18 protein-coding genes are annotated in these 21573 nt (G+C 64.5%); 12 read left to right on the forward strand and 6 right to left on the reverse strand.

Annotated features, from left to right (window positions below; all coding sequences use genetic code 11):
* Window positions 1–28 precede the first annotated feature (28 nt).
* The 3 genes from AC1RCO_RS25955 to AC1RCO_RS25965 all read left to right on the forward strand — a co-directional run bounded on the left by AC1RCO_RS25955 (window position 29) and on the right by AC1RCO_RS25965 (window position 4301).
* Window positions 29–1852: a monovalent cation:proton antiporter-2 (CPA2) family protein gene (locus AC1RCO_RS25955; protein WP_492618174.1), complete on the forward strand. Its 1824-nt coding sequence runs from the start codon at window positions 29–31 to the stop codon at window positions 1850–1852.
* 285 nt (window positions 1853–2137) lie between these two features.
* Entirely contained in the window at window positions 2138–3244 is a 1107-nt protein-coding gene (locus AC1RCO_RS25960; protein ID WP_065363781.1) for a DNA alkylation repair protein, read from the forward strand.
* Between the two features lie 16 nt (window positions 3245–3260).
* Complete coding sequence (locus AC1RCO_RS25965; RefSeq protein ID WP_011060790.1) at window positions 3261–4301, forward strand: DUF6602 domain-containing protein; 1041 nt, start codon at window positions 3261–3263, stop codon at window positions 4299–4301.
* Between the two features lie 36 nt (window positions 4302–4337).
* On the opposite strand, the gene AC1RCO_RS25970 is transcribed toward AC1RCO_RS25965, so the two are convergent.
* Together AC1RCO_RS25970 and AC1RCO_RS25975 are read right to left on the reverse strand one after the other, a co-directional pair.
* Window positions 4338–4712: a hypothetical protein gene (locus AC1RCO_RS25970; RefSeq protein ID WP_011060789.1), complete on the reverse strand. Its 375-nt coding sequence runs from the start codon at window positions 4710–4712 to the stop codon at window positions 4338–4340.
* Window positions 4713–4743: 31 nt separating this feature from the next.
* Window positions 4744–5373, reverse strand: a complete 630-nt coding sequence (locus tag AC1RCO_RS25975) for a TetR/AcrR family transcriptional regulator (protein WP_015635232.1) — start codon at window positions 5371–5373, stop codon at window positions 4744–4746.
* A 155-nt stretch (window positions 5374–5528) separates the two neighbouring features.
* On the opposite strand from AC1RCO_RS25975, the gene AC1RCO_RS25980 reads away from it, so the two are divergent.
* On the forward strand, window positions 5529–7043 hold the full coding sequence (locus AC1RCO_RS25980; RefSeq protein WP_492618175.1) for an MFS transporter: 1515 nt from the start codon (window positions 5529–5531) through the stop codon (window positions 7041–7043).
* A gap of 180 nt (window positions 7044–7223) precedes the next feature.
* Entirely contained in the window at window positions 7224–8159 is a 936-nt protein-coding gene (locus AC1RCO_RS25985) for a phytanoyl-CoA dioxygenase family protein (protein ID WP_342403587.1), read from the forward strand.
* A 6-nt stretch (window positions 8160–8165) separates the two neighbouring features.
* On the opposite strand, the gene AC1RCO_RS25990 is transcribed toward AC1RCO_RS25985, so the two are convergent.
* Complete coding sequence (locus tag AC1RCO_RS25990) at window positions 8166–9059, reverse strand: LysR family transcriptional regulator (protein ID WP_011060785.1); 894 nt, start codon at window positions 9057–9059, stop codon at window positions 8166–8168.
* A 131-nt stretch (window positions 9060–9190) separates the two neighbouring features.
* Between AC1RCO_RS25990 and AC1RCO_RS25995 the strand changes: the two genes are divergently transcribed.
* Together AC1RCO_RS25995 and AC1RCO_RS26000 are read left to right on the forward strand one after the other, a co-directional pair.
* Window positions 9191–10837 (forward strand): GMC family oxidoreductase, encoded by a 1647-nt coding sequence (locus AC1RCO_RS25995; RefSeq protein WP_492618176.1) that lies wholly within the window; start codon window positions 9191–9193, stop codon window positions 10835–10837.
* Window positions 10838–11032: 195 nt separating this feature from the next.
* Window positions 11033–12655: an MFS transporter gene (locus tag AC1RCO_RS26000; protein ID WP_011060783.1), complete on the forward strand. Its 1623-nt coding sequence runs from the start codon at window positions 11033–11035 to the stop codon at window positions 12653–12655.
* A 131-nt stretch (window positions 12656–12786) separates the two neighbouring features.
* On the opposite strand, the gene AC1RCO_RS26005 is transcribed toward AC1RCO_RS26000, so the two are convergent.
* Window positions 12787–14013 carry a DUF2599 domain-containing protein gene (locus tag AC1RCO_RS26005; protein WP_053157830.1) on the reverse strand — a complete coding sequence of 409 codons (1227 nt, stop codon included), beginning with the start codon at window positions 14011–14013 and terminating at the stop codon, window positions 12787–12789.
* A 207-nt stretch (window positions 14014–14220) separates the two neighbouring features.
* Here AC1RCO_RS26005 and AC1RCO_RS26010 point away from each other — a divergent pair, with 207 nt between their 5' ends.
* Window positions 14221–14970: a glycine-rich domain-containing protein gene (locus tag AC1RCO_RS26010; protein ID WP_123430968.1), complete on the forward strand. Its 750-nt coding sequence runs from the start codon at window positions 14221–14223 to the stop codon at window positions 14968–14970.
* A 52-nt stretch (window positions 14971–15022) separates the two neighbouring features.
* Here AC1RCO_RS26010 and AC1RCO_RS26015 read toward each other — a convergent pair whose 3' ends face one another.
* Window positions 15023–16468, reverse strand: a complete 1446-nt coding sequence (locus AC1RCO_RS26015) for a serralysin family metalloprotease (protein WP_015635227.1) — start codon at window positions 16466–16468, stop codon at window positions 15023–15025.
* A 256-nt stretch (window positions 16469–16724) separates the two neighbouring features.
* On the opposite strand from AC1RCO_RS26015, the gene AC1RCO_RS26020 reads away from it, so the two are divergent.
* Together AC1RCO_RS26020 and AC1RCO_RS26025 are read left to right on the forward strand one after the other, a co-directional pair.
* Complete coding sequence (locus AC1RCO_RS26020) at window positions 16725–17021, forward strand: hypothetical protein (RefSeq protein ID WP_011060779.1); 297 nt, start codon at window positions 16725–16727, stop codon at window positions 17019–17021.
* A 39-nt stretch (window positions 17022–17060) separates the two neighbouring features.
* Complete coding sequence (locus AC1RCO_RS26025; RefSeq protein WP_011060778.1) at window positions 17061–17390, forward strand: DHCW motif cupin fold protein; 330 nt, start codon at window positions 17061–17063, stop codon at window positions 17388–17390.
* A gap of 6 nt (window positions 17391–17396) precedes the next feature.
* Here the strand turns inward: AC1RCO_RS26025 and AC1RCO_RS26030 are convergent, their stop codons facing one another.
* Window positions 17397–19757: a DNA polymerase II gene (locus tag AC1RCO_RS26030; protein WP_492618177.1), complete on the reverse strand. Its 2361-nt coding sequence runs from the start codon at window positions 19755–19757 to the stop codon at window positions 17397–17399.
* A gap of 568 nt (window positions 19758–20325) precedes the next feature.
* Here AC1RCO_RS26030 and AC1RCO_RS26035 point away from each other — a divergent pair.
* Both AC1RCO_RS26035 and AC1RCO_RS26040 read left to right on the forward strand, forming a co-directional pair.
* On the forward strand, window positions 20326–20655 hold the full coding sequence (locus tag AC1RCO_RS26035; protein WP_011060776.1) for a hypothetical protein: 330 nt from the start codon (window positions 20326–20328) through the stop codon (window positions 20653–20655).
* Between the two features lie 279 nt (window positions 20656–20934).
* On the forward strand, window positions 20935–21513 hold the full coding sequence (locus AC1RCO_RS26040; protein ID WP_342403592.1) for a GIY-YIG nuclease family protein: 579 nt from the start codon (window positions 20935–20937) through the stop codon (window positions 21511–21513).
* Window positions 21514–21573: the final 60 nt, after the last annotated feature.

Below are 21573 nucleotides of genomic sequence, written 5' to 3' on the forward strand. Positions count from 1 at the left end.
GCGCAGCGTTTTACCTGGAGTCCTGCCCATGCCCCAAGAAGGCAACCTGCTACAAGCCGCCGTCGTGTTCCTCTGCGCCGCCGTGCTCATCGTGCCCCTGGCCAAGCGCCTGCAACTGGGGGCCGTGCTCGGCTACCTGCTGGCCGGGGTGCTGATCGGCCCCTCGGTGCTGGGCCTGGTGGGCAACCCCCAGAGCGTCAGCCATATCTCCGAACTGGGGGTGGTGCTGCTGTTGTTCATCATCGGCCTGGAGCTGTCGCCCAAGCGCCTGTGGGTGATGCGCAAGGCGGTGTTCGGCGTCGGCCTGGCCCAGGTGCTGCTGACCGGGATGCTGATCGGCGTGGTGGCGCTGTTTCTGTTCGGCCAGTCGCTCAACAGTGCCATTGTCCTGGGCCTGGGCCTGGCCCTGTCGTCCACCGCCCTGGGCCTGCAAAGCCTGGCCGAACGCAAGGAGCTGAACAGCCCTCATGGGCGCATGGCCTTCGCCATCCTGCTGTTCCAGGACATCGCCGCCATTCCACTGATCGCCATGGTCCCGGTGCTGGCCGGTGGCGATCACCACACCAGCAGCGCCGAGGACCTGCGCCACGGCCTGCAAGTGCTGGGCAGCATCGCCGTGGTGGTGGTGGGCGGGCGCTACCTGCTGCGCCCGGTGTTTCGCATCGTGGCCAAGACCCGCTTGCCGGAAGTCTCCACCGCCACTGCCCTGCTGGTGGTGATCGGCACCGCCTGGCTGATGGACCTGGTGGGCGTGTCCATGGCCCTGGGCGCCTTCCTCGCCGGCCTGCTGCTGGCAGACTCGGAATACCGCCACGAGCTGGAAGCACAGATCGAACCCTTCAAGGGCCTGCTGCTGGGGCTGTTCTTCATCAGCGTCGGCATGGGCGCCAATATCAGCCTGCTGCTCAGCGCGCCCATCGCGGTGCTGGGCCTGACCCTGCTGCTGATCGCCCTCAAGCTGCCGCTGCTGTTCGTGGTCGGGCGCCTGGCCGGTGGCCTGGGACGCGAGAGTGCGGTGCGCCTCGGGGTGGTGCTGGCGGCGGGCGGCGAGTTCGCTTTCGTGGTGTTCAAGATCGGCCGCGACCAGGGCCTGTTCGAGCCCCGCCTGTATGACCTGCTGGTGCTGACCATCACCCTGTCCATGGCCCTCACCCCACTGCTGTTGCTGGCCTGCACCCGCTGGCTGAAACCCAAGGCCAAGCCGGTGGAAATGCCCGCCGAGTACCGCCGGATCGATTCCGACGGGCCGCGGGTGGTGATTGCCGGCATGGGCCGCATGGGGCAGATCGTGGCGCGGATCCTGCGGGCACAGAAAGTGCCCTTCGTGGCCCTGGACACTTCGGTGGAAACCATCGAACTGATCCGCAGTTTCGGCGGCATGCCGGTGTTCTACGGCGACCCGTTGCGCCCGGAGATCCTCAGCGCGGCCAAGGTCGGCGAAGCGGAGTACTTCGTCATTGCCACCGACGACCCGGAAACCAATATCAAGACCGCCGAGCAGGTCAGCCGGCTCTACCCGCACCTGAAGATCATCGCCCGGGCGCGCAACCGCCAGCACGTGCACCGGCTGGTGGACCTGGGGGCCCAGGCGGTGCGGGAGACCTACTATTCCAGCCTGGAAATGAGCCGCCGCACCCTGGTGGGGCTGGGCTTGAGCCAGGCCCAGGCCGATTCGCGGATCCAGCGTTTCACCCAGCACGACGAACAACTGCTGGCGGCCCAGCATGCCGTCTACGACGACGCCGCCAAGGTCCTGCAAAGCGCCCAGGAAGCCCGCGCCGAACTGGCCCGGCTGTTCGAAGCCGACGAACAGGACGAACAGATCGAAAGCCCGCTGCCGCCGATGCGCTGAGGCGCCAGGCCCTGCGCCACCTCGCAGGAGTCGGCTTGCCGGTGAAGGCGGTCTCAAGGACGCCGGGGAATGATCTGAGGGCCGTGGTGTACCCTTCGCTGGCAAGCCAGCTCCTACAGGCCCGGCACGACACACCGTAGGAGCCGGCTTGCCGGCGAAGGCGGCCTCAGCAACACCGCAAAACGATCTGCATGACGCAACACGCCCTCCGGCGGCTACCGACAGATTCTGTCAGCAGAGGGCGTGTAGAGTGGACGCCGCCCCGGCTTTGAATGGATACGCCCCATGAGTTCTACCCAAGAGCAGGCCCCCGCCCTCAAGGAAATCTTCAACCAGCAGCGCCTGATGCATATCGCCGACGCCATGCACGCGGTGCATCCGGCCTTCGACCGCCAGGGGTTCCTGCAACGGGCCGGCCACGGCCTCGCCGAGCTGTCGCTGATGCAGCGCCTGGCCCGGGTCAGCGAGAGCCTGCACCAGGTACTGGGCCTGGACTACCCCAGCAGCCTGGAGCTGCTGCAAGCCCTGGCGCCGCGCCTAAACAGCCGCTTCGTGTGCATCTTCCTGCCCCACTACGTGGCCAGCTACGGCCTGCATGACTTCGAGCTGTCCATGGCGGCGCTGAAGTACTTCACCGGCTTCGGCTCATCAGAGTTCGCCGTGCGCCACTTCTTGCGCCAGGACTGCCAGCGCACGCTGGCCGTGATGCACGAGTGGGCCACGGACAGCGATGAACACGTACGCCGCCTGGCCAGCGAAGGCAGCCGCCCGCGCCTGCCCTGGTCGTTCCGCCTGGAGCAGTTGCAGGCCGACCCGCAACTGGCGGCGCCGATCCTCGAACACCTGCGCAATGACCCCAGCCTGTACGTGCGCAAGTCGGTGGCCAACCACCTCAACGACATCACCAAAGAGCACCCGCAGTGGGTCCTGGAACGTCTTGAAGGCTGGCCCCTGGAGCAGCCGCACAGTGCCTGGATCGCCCGTCATGCCTTGCGCAGCCTGATCAAGCAGGGCGACCGCCGGGCCCTGGCGCTGATCGGCGCCGGGGCCCGGGCCGAGGTCCAGGTTTGCCGCTTCCAGGTGGCCCCCGGGCAATTGCGCCTGGGGGACAGCCTCAACCTGTCCCTGACCCTGGTCTCCACCTGCTCGCACGAACAGCGCCTGGTGGTGGATTACGCCATCGACTACGTCAAGGCCTCCGGCGCCACCGCGAGCAAGGTGTTCAAGCTCAAGACCTTCACCCTGCAAGGCCTGGCCCAGGTGGAGCTTGGCCGCAGCCAGCAGATCCGCGAACTGACCACCCGCCGCCACTATCCGGGGCGCCACGGCGTGCGATTGCTGGTCAACGGCGAACCCCTGGCCACAGGCCATTTCGACTTGCTCGTCCCCTGATCCCCAAGGAAGCCCCATGGCAATCATCAGCAAATGGGCGAAATCCATCGCCCGGGTCCTGGAAAGCAGCTTCAGCGTCAGCAGCACCATCGCCAGCCACTCCGGCGTCCTCGGTGACGCCCGGGAGAGTTTCATCCGTGACGTCCTCAAGCGCTTTCTGCCGAGCAACATCAGCATCGGTGCCGGGCAGATCATCGACTCCGAAGGGAGCATCTCCAAGCAGATCGACCTGATCATCTACCGCAACGACTTCCCCACGCTGCGTACCTTCGGCTCGGCGGACGTGTACCTGATCGAAGGGGTGATCGCCACCGTGGAGGTCAAGTCCCAACTCAACGAGAAGAGCCTGTTCGAGGCGCTGGAGAACGGCAAGTCGGTGCGCAACCTCAAGCCCTCGGTGCTGCGCCACTCCCTGGACGAGTACAGCGCCCGCATCTATGGACGCGACTATCAGAACCTGACGGTGTCGCAGATGAATTCGGTCATGGGCCTGGTGCTGCCGCCAGCCTATGTGTACGGGTATCGAGGTTACCCCGGCAGCAGCCTGGAGCTTTTACGCAACAGCCTGAACGCCTGGCACAACATCCCCGACCGTGCCGGTGAACTGGACGTGACCCTGATGCCCGAGGTCATTGCCACCCAGGGCTGTGTGACCCTGAAGAACCTCAACAACCACCTGGCCCTGCCCCGGCCCGGCGCCGCCGACCTGGAGGCCTGTCGCCAGAGCTACAACACGGCCATGTCCAGCAGCATGAGCAAGCAGGAATTCTTCGGTTGCTTTCGCGAAAGCAACGCTGAGAGCTTCGACTACGGTATCGCCATCAAGGCCTACGAAACGCCGCTGCAATACCTGATTTCCAGCTTGCTGGAGGCGGTGACCTCACGCATCGGCTACCAGCAACTGGGGGGGACGGCGATCCAGTACAACCTGTTGAAATACCACCTGACTGAAGAGATGGAGGGCGGCTGGTCCGGCGCCGCGATCAACCTGACCCGGGTGCGTGATCCCAAGCTGGATCTGGCGGGCAAGTTCGGCTTGTGGAAGGCCGGGGCCTGAAGCGATCGACAGGGCCCGCAAACCGCGACTGGGCGCTCAGCCCGCCGTGGCCTTCGTGGGCAGCGCGATCAAGTGCTCGCTGCAGCCGAAGCCACCCACTGCGTCGTCGTACCAGAACACTTCCACCACCGCGATGCAGCCGTCATAGGACTGCCCTACCAGCGTGCCGTCGGCCTTGAACACCCGCAGGTAGCCGCCAACGCTGTAGCGCGAGCTGTCGCCATCGCCGGGCATGGTCATGGTGGGAATCCAGGTGCGCCAGCTGAACAAGCGGTACTTCTGGTAGTAGAAGGCCTGGTCGGCGCTGTAGTCGCGGCCCTGATACGGCGTGCCGTAGTAGAACGAGCCATAGGCCTGGTACGCCAGGTACAGCGCCAGCGCGGCGCCGAGAATGAGGTTGATCTTTTTCATTGCAGGGTCGTTCCTTTTACCCGTGGAAACATCAAGAAGGAGGCAGGCCCAGCATGCGCAGGCACGCCTGGACAATGGCCTCGGCCAGGGCCCGGCCATCGTCCTCGCCGGCGGCGATCACATCGTCGGTGGCGCCATGCACCCCGGCGTAGATCAGCGAAGCGATCACCCCTGGCTGGGCCAGGGACCAGCAGCCGGCGCGCTGGCCGCCTTCGAGAAGGCCCAGCAACTGCTCGAGGATCGCGTTCTTTTCCGGGTTGCCGCGGTCGTGATGATGGTGGTTGGGGTAGACGATGTCGTGCAGGCGGTAGGTGTCGAGGTAGGCCTGCACGCTGGTGCGGATCCAGCTGCTGAGCTGCGCCACCCAGTCGTCCTCGGGGCAGGCCGCCACCGCCTGCTCCAGGCGCTGCAGGTAGTGCTGGGTATAGCGTTGCCCCAGGGCCACCAGCATGTCGTTCTTGGATTGGAAGTAGTGATAGAAGGTGCCCTTGGCCACCTCGGCGCGCTCGACGATCTCGCTGATGGTGGTGGCTTCCACGCCCTGGCTGAGGAACAGGTCTTGGGCGGCGGCCATCAGCTCTTCCAGGCGTACTTCGGCCGGTTTGGTGCGCGGCCGCGGCTGGGCAGCGCGCTTGGCAACCGGGGAGGTTTTGACACTCATGAACGAATCCGGGCTGTTCGACAAAGGTCGCCATTCTAGGGGATTTGTGGGGGAAAAGAGAGTTGAGAATCTTTTTCATTCCCCATTGACCGACGGTCAGTCGAAATACTATGCTCGCCCTGCAAGCCCATTCCAGACCTTGCGGGAGATACATCATGCAGCGCTATCGTCGCCCGGCCCTGGTCGCCGCCGCCTACCTCGGGACCTTCCTGGCGTCCCTCGACATCAGCATCGTCAACGTCGCCCTGCCAACCTTGCAGCAGGCCCTGGCCACCGACCTGGGCGGCCTGCAATGGGTGGTCAATGCCTACGCCATCTGCCTCTCGGCGTTCATGCTCTCGGCAGGCCCCCTGGGGGATCGCTTTGGTCACAAACGCTGCTGGCTGATCGGTGTGCTGCTGTTCTGCCTCGGCTCGGCGCTGTGCGCGCTGGCCCAGGAGCTTTCGCTGCTGCTGGCCGGGCGCGCAGTGCAGGGGCTGGCCGGGGCCCTGCTGATTCCCGGGGCGATGCCGATCCTCAGCCACGCCTTTCCCGAGCCTCGGCAACGGGCCCACGTGATCGGCGGCTGGTCGGCCTTCAGCGCCCTGGCCCTGATCCTCGGCCCGCTGCTGGGTGGCCTGTTGCTGGAGCACCTGGGCTGGCAGAGCATTTTCCTGATCAACCTGCCCATCGGCCTGCTGGCCCTGGCCCTGGGCGGCTGGGGCATCAGCGAGCGCAAGTACCCCCAGCACGCCGCGCTCGCCCCCCTGGGCCAGATCCTCAGCGTGCTCTGCCTCGGGGCCCTGACCTACGGCCTGATCGTCGCGGGCGAGGACGGTTTCGGCAGCCGCGAGGCGCTCACCTCATTGCTGCTGGCGACGCTGGCGCTGCTGGCCCTGATCCAGGTCGAGCGTCGAGTGCAGCGGCCCCTGGTACCCGTCACCCTGTTTCGCCAGCGGCCCTTTGCGGTGGCCAACCTGGCCTCGTTCATCCTCGGGTTTTCCTGCTACAGCAGCCTGTTCTTCTTCTCGATCTTCCTGCAGCAGATCCAGGGCTGGTCCGCCGCCGACACCGGCCTGCGCATGCTTCCGCAGTTCGTGGTCACAGGCGTTGTATCGATGCTCTTTGGCCGCTTGCACCGGCGCATCCCCCTGCCCTGGCTGATGGTCGGCGGCTATGGCCTGGTAGGCCTGGCCATGAGCGCCATGGCCGGCTTCGATGCCCACACGCCCTACTGGCGGGTGGGTTCGCTGTTCGGTCTGCTGGGGCTGGGCATGGGCCTGGCGGTGCCGGCCACCGGGCTGGTGGTGATGGCCTGCGCACCGGCAGAGCGCGCCGGCATCGCCTCGGCCAGCATGAACGCCCTGCGCCAGACCGGCATGAGCGTCGGCATCGCCCTGCTCGGCAGCCTGATGAGCACCCGGGCAGTGCAAGTGCTCAGCGAATCCGGCGCCGCGGCCGGGTTCGACGGCGCCGCCGAACTGGCCCGGCAAGCGGTGACCGAACACCGCCTGCCGCTGCACGACCCGCTGTTCGCCGACCTCTATGGCGCCGCCATGACCAGCGGATTTGGCCTGGCCATGGCCCTGGCCGGTTGCGCCAGCCTGCTGGCCATGGGGCTGTTGCTGGGAACTCGCCAGCAAGCGGTCCGCGAGCCTGCCGGCAGCCCCGGCACCAGGCCGGCTCGTTGACAAGCGCCGTGGTGGCACCGTCCCTCCAGGCCCGGGACCGCTACATCCGGCCTGACGACTAAGGCGCCGTCCTCCCTGCCCGATGTCGCAAAGGCGTTGCTCAAGGTCGAATCCAGCCTGCCGCCCCGGCGCGCACTGTCCATACTCAAGGGCCTTGTCCCCTGGTAATGGAATACCCCCGTGAACCTGCCACCGGTCCTGCCTGACACCGCCCCTGCCCTGGTCAACCCGCTACGCCTGGACCAGGACGATCTACGGCATTTCAAGGAGCGTGGCTTCATCAAGCTGCGGGGGTTGTTGACGCCTGCGGCCATCCTGCAACTGCGCGAGCTGGCCAACAGCCAACTGCGCCCGACCTCCTCGGGCAACTCGGCCCATGGCGACGGTTTCAGTCGCCTGACCCACCGGGTGACCCAGGTCGGCATCCTCGAACGCCTCTACCGGCAACCGGCCTTCGCCCAGGTGCTGACCCGCCTCAGCGGCTGCCGCCTGATCATGAGCGAGGCCCAGAGTTTCGAGCTGGGGGTGGGACGCTCGGGCTTTGCCTGGCACTACGACTCGCTGAACTTTCGCTACATCCGCCCCCAGGACCCGGCCTTCAGCCTGTGGATGCCGCTGCAGCCGATCCGCCCCGAAGTGCAAGGTGGCGGCATGGCCTGGGTGCCCCTGTCGCAATTCTCGGCCCAGGAGAATTTTCAGTTCTCGCGCCTGCTGGCAGGCAAACTGGCACGGGGCGAGTCGGTGGCCGAATTTTCCGCGCACCTGCACCAGACCTACTGCACGCCCGGGATGCTCACCGACAGCTTCGAAGCACAGCGCATCGAAGACTCGTTCGAACCCGGCGACGCCCTGCTGTTCAGCAAGTACCTGTGGCACCGCTCCAGCCCCTTGCTGGCCGGCGACCTGGAACGCCGCCAGGCTGTGACCCTGCGCCTGCTGGACTGGCGCGCATGCCTTGATCCACTGATGCAGGAAGGCGAAACCCGCAGCGCCGGTGGCCTGGGCATGGGCCTGGACGGCGGCCCGCTGAACCCAGTGTCCTACGGCTCGCGCTTCGTCGATATCACGCCCGGGGCACCGATCCGCAGCTCGGTCCATTGCGGGCCGATCCTCTGATCCAGGCTAGATCTCAGGCCCTAGCAACACCTGCTGCTGCGCCGCACACTGCTCCACCAGGTAATCCCAGACCACCCGCAGCCGCACCGATTTGTGCAGTTCGCGGCGGGTGCTGATCCAGTAGGCGCGCTGGATGCTTTCCGCCGGCAGCAGCGGCACCAGTTGCGGGTCGGCGGCGGCCATGTAGCACGGCAGCACGGCGATCCCCAAGCCGGAACGGGCCGCTTCCTGCTGGGCAATGACACTGGTGCTGTGGAACACCACCTGGGGGTTGCGGCAGAAGCTGTTGAGGAACATCAGCTCCTGGCTGAACAAGAGATCATCGACGTAGCCGATCCAGGCATGCCGGCCCAGGTCCTCGCGGCTGCGCAAGGGCGGCGCGCGGTCCAGGTAGGCCTGGCTGGCGTACAGCGCCAGGCGGTAGTCGGTGAGCTTGCGGGTCACCAGCATGTCGGCGCTGGGGCGCTCCAGGTGGATGCTGATCTCCGCCTCACGGTTGAGAATGCTGACAAAGCGCGGCACCGCCACCAGTTCCACTTCCAGCCCTGGATACCGCTCGAACAGCCCAACCATGCGGCTGGCGAGAAACTTCACCCCCAGGCCCTCGGTGACCCCGACACGGATCTTGCCCAAAGGCGCGCTGGACTGGGTGATCTCTTCCTGCACCAGCAAGGCGACGTTTTCCATGGCCTCGGCGTGCTTGAGCAGCGCTTCGCCGGCCGGGGTCAGTTCGTAGCCCTGGGCGTGCTGGACGAACAGTGCGGTGCCCAGGGCCTTCTCCACCGCCTCGATGTGCCGGGCCACCGTGGCGTGGGTGGTGTTCAGCCGTCGCGCGGCGGTCAGCAGGCGGCCGCTGCGTTGCAGCTCAAGAAAGAAGCGCAGGTCATTCCAGTCGAACATGGGGTTTCCTTGCCGGAGTCGAAGGCCAACGCTGTTAGAAAACGCACAGCGGGTGGGTAAAAACTAACATTCTTTTAACGAAAGCTAACAACTAGGATGGCTCCCAATAAGAACGAAAAACGAGGTTAAGGATGCTCCCTGCCTTTGACGCCTACGACTACATCGTGGTCGGCGCCGGCCCCGCCGGCTGTCTTCTGGCCAATCGCCTGTCGGCCAATCCCCAGCACCGTGTGCTGCTGCTGGAAGCCGGTGGCCGCGACAACTATCCCTGGATCCACATCCCCGTGGGCTACCTGTTCTGCATCGGCAACCCGCGCACCGACTGGTGCTTCAAGACCGAGGCCGAGCCCGGCCTGCAGGGCCGCAGCCTGAGCTACCCGCGGGGCAAGGTGCTGGGAGGCTGCTCGTCGATCAACGGCATGATCTACATGCGTGGCCAGGCTGCCGACTACGACAGCTGGGCCGCTGAAGGCAACCCGGGCTGGGGCTGGGACCAGGTGCTGCCGCTGTTCAAGAAAAGCGAGAACCACTTTGCCGGTGGCAGCGAACTGCACGGCGCCGCCGGTGAATGGCGGGTCGAGCGCCAGCGCCTGTCGTGGCCGATCCTCGATGCCTTTCGCAGCGCTGCCGAGCAGAGCGGCATTCGCAACATCGACGACTTCAACGGCGGCGACAACGAAGGCTGCGGCTACTTCCAGGTCAACCAGAAGGCCGGGGTGCGCTGGAATGCCGCCAAGGCCTTTCTCAAACCCATCGCCCAGCGCCCGAACCTGGTGGTGCTGACCGGCATCGAAGTGCAGCGGCTGATCCTCGAGGACGGCCGCGCCACAGCGGTGCGGGCCAGCTGCCAGGGGCGCCTGGAGAACTTCAAGGCGCGCCGCGAGATCATCCTCTGCGCCGGCTCCGTCGGCTCGCCGAGCATCCTGCAGCGCTCGGGGATCGGCCCGGCGCCGCTCCTGCAACGCTTGGGGATCGGCGTCAGCCATGCCCTGCCCGGGGTGGGCGGCAACCTGCAGGACCACCTGCAACTGCGCCTGATCTACAAGCTGGAGAACGCCCGCACCCTGAACCAGATCGCGGGCAGCCTGTGGGGCAAGATGGGCATGGGCCTGCGCTACCTGTATGACCGCAGCGGCCCGCTGTCCATGGCCCCCAGCCAGCTTGGCGCCTTTGCCCGCTCGGGCCCGGAACAGACCCGGGCCAACCTGGAGTACCACGTGCAGCCGCTGTCCCTGGAGCGTTTCGGCGAACCGCTGCACGCCTTCCCGGCCTTTACCGCCTCGGTCTGCGACCTGCGCCCGCAGAGCCGTGGCCGGGTCGAGATCCGTTCCGTGGAGGCCGGCGATGCGCCGCTGATCCAGCCCAACTACCTGAGCCACCCCGAGGACCTGCGGGTCGCCGCCGACGCCATCCGCCTGACCCGACGCATCGTCAGCGCCCCGGCCCTGCAACCCTTCAAGCCCAGCGAATACCTGCCCGGCCCCGAGCTGCAAAGCACCGAGCAACTGCGCGAGGCCGCGGCCCGCATCGGCACCACCATCTTCCATCCGGTGGGCACCTGCCGCATGGGCAGCGATGCCCAGGCGGTGGTGGACGCACAACTGCGGGTGCACGGCATTGCGGGGCTGCGCATCGCCGATGCCTCGATCATGCCGCGCATCACCTCGGGCAATACCTGCTCACCGACCTTGATGATCGCTGAAAAGGCCGCTGAACTGATCCTTGCCAGCGTCCCCAGGAGCACCGTCCAACACAAGGAGCCCGCCACCCCGGCATGAGCGCAGGAGCCGGCTTGCCGGCGAAGGAACCCCCAAGGCCGGCGCCCGGCTCACGGGCCTCTTCGCTGGCAAGCCAGCTCCTACGGATGAGGGAAACGAGGGTTCATCGTGCGGTCGCGGTGAATCTGCAACAGCGGCGCTGGAAACGGCGTCGGCAGTGGAACAACAACAATAATCACTGTAAGGAAGCCCCCTATGTCAGAACACGCACAGCCCCTGAACGCGCCCCTGCAGGACTCCACTGCCAAGGGCAGCCAGAAGGTCATCTTCGCGTCGTCCCTCGGCACGGTGTTCGAGTGGTACGACTTTTTCCTCTACGGCGCCCTGGCGGCGGTGATCAGCAAGCAGTTCTTCGCCGGGGTCAACGACACCACGGCCTTCATCTTCGCCCTGATGGCCTTTGCCGCCGGCTTCGTGGTGCGCCCCTTCGGCGCCCTGGTGTTCGGCCGCCTGGGGGACATGATCGGGCGCAAGTACACCTTCCTTGCCACCATCATCCTCATGGGCGTTGCGACCTTCGCCGTGGGCCTGTTGCCCAACTACGCCAGCATCGGCATCGCCGCACCGATCATCCTGGTGGCCCTGCGCATGCTCCAGGGCCTGGCCCTGGGCGGCGAGTACGGCGGCGCCGCCACCTACGTGGCCGAGCACGCGCCCCAGGGCAAGCGCGGCCTGCACACCAGCTGGATCCAGTCCACCGCGACCCTGGGCCTGCTGCTGTCGCTGCTGGTGGTGCTGGCCTGCCGTTACTTCACCGGCGACCAGTTCGAGGTCTGGGGCTGGCGCCTGCCGTTCCTGCTGTCCATCGTGCTGCTGGGCATCTCCACCTGGATCCGCATGAGCCTGCACGAGTCGCCGGCCTTCCTGAAAATGAAAGAGGAAGGCCGCGCCAGCAAGGCGCCGATCCGCGAATCCTTCGGCAAGTGGGAAAACCTCAAGGTGGTGCTGATCGCCCTGTTCAGCATCAATGCCGGGCAGGCGGTGACCTTCTATGCCGCGCAGTTCTACGTTTTGTTCTTTCTCACCCAGTTCCTCAAGATGGACCCGGCCCTGGCCAACAGTCTGCTGATCATCAGCGTGGTGATCGGCGCGCCGATGTTCATCTTCTTTGGCTGGCTCTCGGACAAGATCGGCCGCAAGCCGGTGCTGATGCTCGGCCTGCTGCTGGCCACGCTGCTGTACTTCCCGATCTTCAAGGCCCTGGCCCACTACGCCAACCCGGCCATCGACCAGGCCAGCCGCCAGGCGCCCATCAGCGTCACCGCCGACCCGGCCACCTGCACCTTCCAGTTCGACCCGGTGGGCAAGGCGCGCTTCGACAGCCCCTGCGACAAGGTCAAGACCTTCCTGGTGAAGCAGGGCCTGCCCTACAGCAGCATCGCCGCCCCCGCCGGCAGCCCGGTGCAGGTCAGCGTCGGTGATGTGAAGATCAACGGCTTCGACGAGGCCGCCCTGCGCGGCGCAGTGACCCTGGCCGGTTATCCGCAGCAGGCCGACAGCCAGAACGTCAACAAGACCATGGTGGTGGTGCTGATCGTCGCGCTGATCCTGATTGCCGCCATGTGCTACGGCCCGCTGGCGGCGCTGATGGTGGAGCTGTTCCCGACCCGTATCCGCTACACCTCCATGTCCCTGCCCTACCACATCGGCAACGGCTGGTTCGGCGGTTTCCTGCCGACCGTGTCCTTTGCCCTGGTGGTCTACACCGGCGATATCTTCTATGGCCTGTGGTACCCGGTGCTGATTACCGGGGTCAGCCTGGTGGTGGGGTTGTTGTGCCTGCGGGAAACCCGGGACGTCGACATCAACCACAACTGAGCAGCGTGCTCGGGCTTGCCGACGGGGGCGGTCTTGCGGGCCTCTTCGCTGGCAAGCCAGCTCCTACGGTGGCCGGTGATAGTGCGGGGGCCGTAGGAGCCGGCTTGCCGGCGAAGGCGGCCTGGCGGGCCTCAGGTGTTGTTGCAGCCCTTGGCGATGGAGTCTTCGTTGGAGGTGTAGGGCCGTGAAGGCTCCAGGTTCCACTCCGGCTTGTTGCGCGCAATATTGAAGTGGCAGACCAGTTGCCGGCGCATGCTGCCCACGCTGCTGTCGCGGTTGTCCGGGTTGTTCTTCCACTGGGCGTCCAGGTAGTGGTCGCTGGCCAGTTCGTTGAAGAAGTTGTTGGTCTGGTTGTCCTTGACGTTGCGCCCGCAATCGGTGGGCGTGACTTCCAGGGTCATGACTTTCTTGCCGAAGCCCGGGTCATCACGTTCGATCCACACCGCACTCTGCACATAGCGATCGCAGCTGTTCTTCTCGGTGATCGGGTAGATCACCTGCTTCTTGTTGTCGTAGACGAAACTCGCGTCCTGCTGGGGCGTCTGCGGCAGCTTCATGTTGATCACCGGCAGGTACTGCTGCACGGCCTTGTACCACTGGATCTGGTTCAGCCGTGCACCTTCCAGGCCGCCATCCTCGGTGTAGAACAGGGCCAGGATCGAGGGCGATTGCGGCGGTTTTTCCTCCCACTTGGCCAGGCGCAGCTCATTCTGAGTGCCGAAGGATTCTGCGGCGATCTGCGCCATGGAACGGATGCTCTGGTAGAACGCCGGGCCGGCGGCGCTGTTGCGTTCGTCACGTACATCGAAGGAACACTGGCGCGAGTGGTCGCCACGGTTCTGTCGGTAGTTGGCGCCCCATTGCTCGGCGGTGGTCACACCGATCTCGTGGCAGTACTTCTCGACATTGCCCGGGGTGCGCCGCGAGTCGGTGCAGCCCTGCTGCCCGCGGTCGTCGGTGGCGGCGTCGATGGGGAAGGAACAGAGCACCGCATAGTCCTGGTGATCCTTGGGGTTGCCGAAGATGGTGTCGAAGATGAAGCCGCTCTGCAGTCCGTAGGCCAGCTTGCGGAACTTCGAATCCTTGCGCAGGTAGGACGCCGATACGCCGCCGCTGGCCTGGCTTTTCGGGCTGATGCTGTAGAACTGGTAGTCGGTGGACGGCCAGGTGGCGCGAAACAGCACCCCGGAACACAGGAATGCCGGTTTCGACGGGCCGCCGCAATCCTGGCGGGTGTCGTTGTACAACTGGTTGAGGCGGGCCACCGTGTCGCTGCCCTGGTCGGCCTGCACCGTGGGCAACAGGCACAGGCCGGCAAGGCCGATGGCAACGGCAATGGGGGTTCTGCGTGCTTTCATGGGGTGACTTCCGTGTGGTGTGTAAACCCTGGCCAGCCAAGTCGTGGTCTGGCAATAAGCAGAAGATAGAAGTGCTGGTTGGCCCTGACGGACTTTTCCCGGCCTGTGTCCCCGATCCCCACCACCAGCGGCAGGCGCACGGCGATGGCTTGAATAAAACGCCGCATTGCGCCACTGTCTCGGCACTTTTTCCGGCGGAGACCGAACATGCTGTTGATCTTGCCCGCAGTGGTGGCCCTGGCCCTGATCCTGGTGTTCTGGCGCCGTCAGAAAGCCCTCACGGCCTTGCGTCGGGAAGCCCACATCCGCAACTTCACCCTGCCGCCGCGCTTGTTCGAGCCCCTGCGCACCCAGCACCCGCACCTGAACCTCAAGGACTGCCAGCTGGTGGCCCAGGGCTTGCGCCAGTTCTTTCTCGCCTACCTCAAGAGCGGCCAGCGCTACGTGTCGATGCCGTCCCAGGTGGTGGACGACCTGTGGCACGAATTCATCTTGCATACCCGGGACTACCAGCAGTTCTGCAACCAGGCCTTCGGCCAGTTCCTCCACCACACCCCGGCGGCGGTGCTCGGCCAGAACGCCGCGCAACAAAGCGACAACGGCCTGCGCCGGGTCTGGCGCCAGGCCTGCCTGGAAGAAAACATCAACCCGGCCCAGCCCAGCCGCCTGCCACTGCTGTTCGCCCTGGACACCAAGCTGAAGATTGCCGGGGGCTTTCACTACGTCGCCGACTGCCAGTCCCTGCGCCGCCTGACCGACAACGGCGGCAGCGCCACCTTGGTGCACTGCGGCAGCGAGCTGCACAGCAGCTCCCTGGACAGCGACTCTTCCGGCAGCAGCAGCGACAGCGACAGCTCGCGTTTCGGCGGTGATGGCGACAGTGGCGGCAGCGATGGTGGCGGGGGCGACAGCAGTGGCTGCGGGGGCGGAGGTTGTGGCGGCGGGGGCGGTGACTGAAATTCGCCAAAGAGCGGCACCTTGAGGCGCCGCTCCCGTTACCCAGGGTCGATCAGGCGATGATGTCGGTGACCGCCGCCTGGCCCACGGTACCCACGGCGAAGTCCACCGCGCCATGACCGGTCAGGTCGATCATCAGGCTGGTCTGGTTGGTTTCGGCGTAGTAGGTGAGGATCGCGTCGCCGGCATGCCCGGTGAAGCCGCTGACGAAGTTCAGGGTGGCGCCACCGGAGGCGAATTGCGGGATCCCGGTGAGGTCGATCTTGTCCTCGCCGCTGACGAAATCCATGATCCAGTCCGGGGCGTCGAAGGTCGAATCCGCAGCCGCGCCGTAGACGAAGGTATCAGCCCCTGCCCCACCCCACAGGGTGTCGCCACCGCCACCGCCATAGATGATGTCGTTGCCGGCACCGCCTTCGAGGATGTTCGCCGCAGCGTTGCCGATCAGCAGGTCATTGCCCGAGCCGCCGATGGCGTTTTCCACAGTCACGCCATGGGCGATGGACACGTTGCCCACCAGGCCGCCGACATCGGAGAAGCCCCCTTCATTGAGATTGATCTTCTGGTTCTGGGTGAAACCCGAGAAATCCAGGGTATCGTTGCCGCCGCCGTCCCAGACCGCGAACACCAGCTTGTCCGAAGCGCTGTGGGCGCTGTAGAAGTCCCGACCGGTGTTGGAGTTGAAGCCGTAGACAGTGTCGTCGGCACGGGTTTCCAGGTTGGCGCCATAGAGCTTCTGCACCGCGACGATATCGTCCAGCAACGGCGCCGAGGCGTAGGCACCGCCGCCGTCCTTGCTGAAGTCCTGCCCGGTGTTGCTCTCACTCCAGTAGCTCATCAGGCTGTAGCCGCGGGTGTCCTGGGCGTAGGTCACGTCGTTGTAGGTCGGGCTGCCGCTGCCGGCGTTGTACACGCCCGGGTGGGACAGGCCCAGGCTGTGGCCGATTTCGTGGGTCAGGGTCTGACGGCCGTAGTTGCCGTTGCCCGGGGTTTCGTTGACCCGGTACTGGTCGTTGATCAGGTACCAGGACTGGCCGTCGTAGCTGCTGCCGGACGGCAGGTAGGCAAAGGCCGCGCCGCCGGTGCTGACGTTGTAGTTGCCGAAGCTCATGTGGCCGTCGCCACCCTTGGCCGCTTCAGTGAAGGTCACGTTGGCCACGTCCGCCCAGGATTGCAGAGCCAACAGCGCCTGGGCTTTTTGCAGTGCGCTGAACTCGCTGAAGCTGCCCAGGGCCGGGTTGTAGTTGGCCGGTTTTTCGGTGAGGAAGCTGTAGCTCAGGTCGATCTTGCCGTCGCCGTTCTGGTCGTGCCAGGACAGGCCTTTGCGCAGGATCGAATCCGCCGCCTGGTCCGCGGTGAAGGATGGCTTGCCGTTCACCAGCTCGCTGCCGCCACGGTCATACAGGTGGCTGAAGGCCAGAACTTGCTGGTAGGCATGGCTGGCCTGAGCGGCCGAATCGATGCCGTTGCCGACTGCTTCCGAGAGTGCTTTTGACATTGCTACGTCCTTGTTCCAGACAAAAAATCCGATAGGACAGCTGCGACCCCGCCTGCGAGATCGTCCTATCACTCGCCCATTGAGGCGCTGGAAACCTGACATATCCGTCAGCCGTGAGTCCACGGTTTTTTTTGTCCTACAAAGCTCCCGGAACGCTCTGGCACGGGGTAAATTTTCCACTCGCACGAGGGGGCGCCAAGGGATAGGCTAGACACCGCACCGGGGCCCCGCGGCCCTCTTTGGATAGGAGTCTGTGATGCGCAAAATCCTGTTTCTGGGCACCTTGATGATCCTTGCCGGCTCGGCCCACGCCGAAGGCATTCCACTGTTCAACGTCTCCTGCCCGGGCAATCTGGCAGTCAGCGCCGACCAGGGCGGCCCGGTTTACATCAACGGCAAAGCAGTCAAGAACAGTGCCGTGGATGACCGGCATTTCCAGGTCAAGACGGCAGAAATCAGCCTGTCCATCAGCGTCGAGGACGACGAATCGGTGACCGTCAAGTACACCGACAAGCATGGCGCCAGTGGTCTCTGCGAAGCCGTGGACGACTGAGCCCTCTCCCCTTTTGCCTCACAACCTCAAGAGCCGTGCATGCACATCAGCGCAATTCCCTTCGCCACCACCGACTGGTCGAACATCGAACCCACCGAGCATCGCGGCGAAACCGGCAGCGCCTTCTGGCGCACCCGGCAGTTCGGTGAAATTCGCGTGCGCATGGTGGAATACAGCCCCGGCTACCTGGCCGACCACTGGTGCTCCAAGGGCCACATCCTGTTGTGCCTGGAAGGCGAGCTGCACACCGAACTGGAGGACGGCCGGCGGTTCGTCCTGACCCCGGGCATGAGCTACCAGGTGGCGGACAACGCCGAGCCGCACCGCTCCTTCACCGCCGTGGGGGCCAAGCTGTTCGTGGTGGATTGAAGCGCTTCAGAACAGGCCCATCTGCCCACCCACCAGGGTGCTGAAATCGTCCTGCACGAACGGCAGGATGGCGTCCGCCACCGGTTGCAACTGGCGGGTCAGGTAGTGCTCGTAGTCGATGGCCGCGCGGCGGTTTTCCAGGGGCTCGGGGCCGGCCAGGGTGATGACGTAGCTGATCCAGCCGCCGTTCTGGTACTGCAGCGGGCGGCCCTGCTCGCGGTTGTATTCGTCCGCCAGGCGCGCTGCGCGGACATGGGGCGGCACGTTGCGCTCGTAGTCGTCCAGGGGCCGGCGCAGGCGCTTGCGGTAGATCAACAGGTCATCCAGTTGCCCGGCCAGGGTGCGTTGCACGTAGTCGCGCACATAGTCCTGGTAGGGCTGGCGGTGGAAGATGCGCTGGTACAGCTCCTGCTGGAATTCCCGGGCCAGGGGCGACCAGTCGGTGCGCACCGTCTCCAGGCCCTTGTAGACCATCTCCTGGCTGCCATCGGCGCGCTGCACCAGGCCGGCGTAGCGCTTCTTGCTGCCCTCCTCGGCGCCACGGATGGTGGGCATCAGAAAGCGTTTGTAGTGGGTTTCGAACTGCAACTCCAGGGCGCTTTCCAGGCCGTATTGCTGCTGCAGGTGATCACGCCACCACTGGTTGACGTGGGCCACCAGGGCACGGCCGATCAGGCCTGCCTGTTCCTCGTCATGCAGGCCGCCGAGCCAGACGAAGGTGGAATCGGTGTCGCCGTAGATCACCTGATGCCCCTGGGCCTCGATCAGTTGCCGGGTGCGGGCCATGATCTCGTGGCCACGCAGGGTGATGGAGGACGCCAGGCGCGGGTCGAAGAAGCGACAACCGCTGGAACCCAGCACGCCGTAGAAGGCGTTCATGATGATCTTCAACGCCTGGGACAGCGGCGCATTGTGCTCGCGCTTGGCCACTTCGCGGCCCTCGGCGACCCGGGTCACGATCGATGGCAGGCAATGCCGGGTGCGGGAGAAACGCGCGCCGCGAAAGCCCGCTACCGAATGCTGCTCGTCCGGTTGGCGCAGGCCTTCCACCAGCCCCACAGGGTCGATCAGGAAACTGCGGATGATCGACGGGTACAGGCTCTTGTAGTCCAGCACCAGCACCGACTCGTAGAGCCCGGGCCGCGAATCCATGACGAAACCGCCGGGGCTGGCCTGGGGCGGCAGCTCGCCCAGGTTGGGCGCGACAAAGCCCTGGCGATGCATCAGCGGCATGTACAGGTGGGTAAAGGCCGCCACCGAACCGCCGCTGCGGTCGGCGGGCAGGCCGGTGACCGTGGCCCGTTCCAGAAGAAAGGTCAGCAGCTCGGTCTTGGCGAAGATCCGCGTCACCAGCTCGCAGTCCTTGAGGTTGTAGCGGGCCAGGGCCGGCTTGTCCTCGGCGAACATGCGGTTGATCTCGTCCATGCGCTGGTAGGGGTTGTCGATCGACTTGCCCTCCCCCAGCAGGGTCTGGGCGACGTTTTCCAGGCTGAAGGAAGGGAAGCTCCAGGTCGCCGAACGCAATGCCTCGATGCCATCGATGATCAAGCGGCCGGCGGCCGAGGCGAAATAGTGGGTACGGCTGCCGTGCTCGCGCCACTGCATTTCCTCGCCACCACGCCCCAGGCGCAGCGGCACCGCCAGGCGCCGGGCGTGTTCGTGGAGTACGCGCAGGTCGAACTGCACCAGGTTCCAGCCGATGATCGCGTCGGGGTCATGCTCGGCCAGCCACTGGTTGAGCCTCTCCAGCAACTGCTCGCGGCTGCCGCAGAACTCCAGGTCGAAATCCACCGCACTGTCGTCGTCCCGGGCCTTGCCGAGCATGTACACCTGGCGCTGGCCGCAACCTTCCAGGGCAATGGAATACAACTCGCCGCGCTCGCTGGTCTCGATGTCCAGGGACACCAGCTTGAGGCTCGGCCGGTAGTTTGGCGCCGGCTTCATCTGCGCCTCCAGCAACAAGCCATCGGGGCCGGGCTGGCCGCCGAAGGACACCGGCGCGGTGATGAAGCGCTCCATCAGGTAGCGCTCGGGCGGTCGTACATCGGCTTCGAACACCTCGACCCCGGCGCGCCGCAGGGTCTTCTCCAGGCGCATCAGCTGATTGTGCTGCGGGCAGTACAGGCCCAGCACCGGGCGCTGGTGGAAGTCACGCAACTGCAATGGGCGCAGTTGCACATCCGGGTCGTCGGTCAGCAAGCGCTCGGCCTGGGCCCGCTGCGCCGCCGGGATAAAGGCCACGGAAGTCTGCAACGGCAGGCGGATCTGGCGCGGCCCCTGGTCGGTGGCCAGCCAGAAATCGACTTGCGTGCCCGCCGGCGTATCGCGCCAGTGCCGGGTCAGGACGAAGCCTTGTTGTACATCCACCGCTGCAACCTCAGAACATTTCAAGGCGCCGATTCTACCTGCCCAGCCTCGCGTTGGGGGGGCCGGATGATGGCTTTTCGGCTTTTGTCAGACAATATGTAGTGCCTGAAAATTTTCACTACAAAACCGTTGACGAGAGGATTTCGGCCTTGCATGATGCAGACGTCTCCCCGATCGGGGGACGAGGCAAAGGTGTTATGAGCAAGCTCGTCTGACCGCCGAGCTGTGACCCGGATGTGTACTGCCCACAAGGCAGATTGATGAAACTGACCTGGCATTGACCGTCCAGTACCACGACGGGAAGCCGGCGAAAACTCTTCAAGATGCTTGTGGCCGATGGTGGGAATGTCGGCAGCTTCATCCAGGTTTACGCTGCTTCTCTTCGTTGTGACGCTATTGCGTAGCAGTTAATCAAGGCAACTACACGCATCAGGCTCTGGGCCTTATCTGTATCCGACAGACACCCTCTGTCGCCCTGTTTCCGGTATCAGGGTTCAACTTACCGACGTAGCAAGATGAATTAGCGAATCAACTTAGATAGATCGATAAATGGTCAAGGGGGCTACAAATGAATCTTAATAACCAACCCACTATTGATGAATTGGCACGCATGTTCGCCGCACAGAAAGACAGCCACGACAGCCACATCCTGTGGATCGCCAAGTCGGGCCAAGTGCATATCGACTGCCTGTCGCCCCATAGCCATGAAGCAGAGTTCGACCAGAACAACCGGGACCTCGCGGCCCGCCTGAAGATGTACCGCCGCGGCCAGGGCTACGTCGGCAAGAAAGCCGCCGCCGACAAGGACTTCATCGGCCGGGTCCTGGAGACCCTGAAAGCCGAATGGCAATCGCTGCGGGATAAGTCGGAAGTTCGGGTTATTGATCGGTTTTGCTGAGACAAGTTAACACTGGGTATAAGCCAACAAGGGGCGCTGAACTTTCAGCGCCCCTTTTTATTGTCTGCAACGAACTTGAATTGCCTTTTCCGGATACCGAAACCACTTCAAGAGCACCATCTGCTAACGGTTGGACACAATAATGGCCAATTAGTATCATTCGTCCACTCAAGCCGACCTGGAGGTTGGAATACGGACTTTCAGGATCATGCTGAGACTCAGTACAACCATCAGGAGGTCTACTCGATAGCTAAGCCAAATCTGGGAAAAGGATTTTTTGTGACTGATCGCTGCGGTGTTTTGCGTTACATCATTGAACAGTATTACTCGGGAGACATAGAAACTGCCTGTTCCCATACCGGGTACAGCAGCAAGCAGATCGCGGACTGGTGTTCTGGCCAATGCCAGCCACAGCACCTCACAGTTGAGCACTTCATACACTGTGCTTTTACGCCTGAATTCCAGTCAGTGGTGGAGTTCGCCGAGTTCAAGCAGGACCAGCCGGTGATGGCTCAGTTGAAAACCCTGTTCAAGGGCCACGAAGAGCGGGCAGGCATCTATGCCTTTTATGACTCGATGGCCAACCTCATCTACCTAGGCAAAGCCACCAACCTGTTGAAAGAAACCTACTCGGCCATTCGCCGGGACGTAGACATCCAGTTCCCGGCAGGGATCAAGAAGAAGCCCGATAAACGCTACGAAATCGTTCGCTACATCTCAGCCTACGACGTCGGCAGCTCCGATTGGTTGGATTTCCCAAAACACGTTGAGTCACTGATCCTCAGAATTTCCAAGCCTATCTTGAACAAGAACATCGGCCATATCGAACAGGCGTATACGCCTCCTGGCATCGACTGACACGCATCCTACCCCTCCTGCAGCCGGGAGATTTTCCCAAATAGCAGGCGACAGGACGGT

It is taken from the genome of Pseudomonas sp. GW823-FHT03E05 (assembly GCF_058796855.1).

Excerpts from the sequence above, each read along its gene's own strand:
- AC1RCO_RS26010 (WP_123430968.1), top strand. The coding sequence starts at position 14,221 with ATGCTGTTGATCTTGCCCGCAGTGGTGGCCCTGGCCCTGATCCTGGTG.
- AC1RCO_RS26000 (WP_011060783.1), top strand. The coding sequence starts at position 11,033 with ATGTCAGAACACGCACAGCCCCTGAACGCGCCCCTGCAGGACTCCACT.
- AC1RCO_RS26015 (WP_015635227.1), bottom strand. The coding sequence starts at position 16,468 with ATGTCAAAAGCACTCTCGGAAGCAGTCGGCAACGGCATCGATTCGGCC.
- AC1RCO_RS25970 (WP_011060789.1), bottom strand. The coding sequence starts at position 4,712 with ATGAAAAAGATCAACCTCATTCTCGGCGCCGCGCTGGCGCTGTACCTG.
- AC1RCO_RS26025 (WP_011060778.1), top strand. The coding sequence starts at position 17,061 with ATGCACATCAGCGCAATTCCCTTCGCCACCACCGACTGGTCGAACATC.
- AC1RCO_RS26035 (WP_011060776.1), top strand. The coding sequence starts at position 20,326 with ATGAATCTTAATAACCAACCCACTATTGATGAATTGGCACGCATGTTC.
- AC1RCO_RS25995 (WP_492618176.1), top strand. The coding sequence starts at position 9,191 with ATGCTCCCTGCCTTTGACGCCTACGACTACATCGTGGTCGGCGCCGGC.
- AC1RCO_RS26020 (WP_011060779.1), top strand. The coding sequence starts at position 16,725 with ATGCGCAAAATCCTGTTTCTGGGCACCTTGATGATCCTTGCCGGCTCG.
- AC1RCO_RS26005 (WP_053157830.1), bottom strand. The coding sequence starts at position 14,013 with ATGAAAGCACGCAGAACCCCCATTGCCGTTGCCATCGGCCTTGCCGGC.
- AC1RCO_RS25965 (WP_011060790.1), top strand. The coding sequence starts at position 3,261 with ATGGCAATCATCAGCAAATGGGCGAAATCCATCGCCCGGGTCCTGGAA.
- AC1RCO_RS25975 (WP_015635232.1), bottom strand. The coding sequence starts at position 5,373 with ATGAGTGTCAAAACCTCCCCGGTTGCCAAGCGCGCTGCCCAGCCGCGG.
- AC1RCO_RS25990 (WP_011060785.1), bottom strand. The coding sequence starts at position 9,059 with ATGTTCGACTGGAATGACCTGCGCTTCTTTCTTGAGCTGCAACGCAGC.
- AC1RCO_RS25960 (WP_065363781.1), top strand. The coding sequence starts at position 2,138 with ATGAGTTCTACCCAAGAGCAGGCCCCCGCCCTCAAGGAAATCTTCAAC.
- AC1RCO_RS25955 (WP_492618174.1), top strand. The coding sequence starts at position 29 with ATGCCCCAAGAAGGCAACCTGCTACAAGCCGCCGTCGTGTTCCTCTGC.
- AC1RCO_RS25980 (WP_492618175.1), top strand. The coding sequence starts at position 5,529 with ATGCAGCGCTATCGTCGCCCGGCCCTGGTCGCCGCCGCCTACCTCGGG.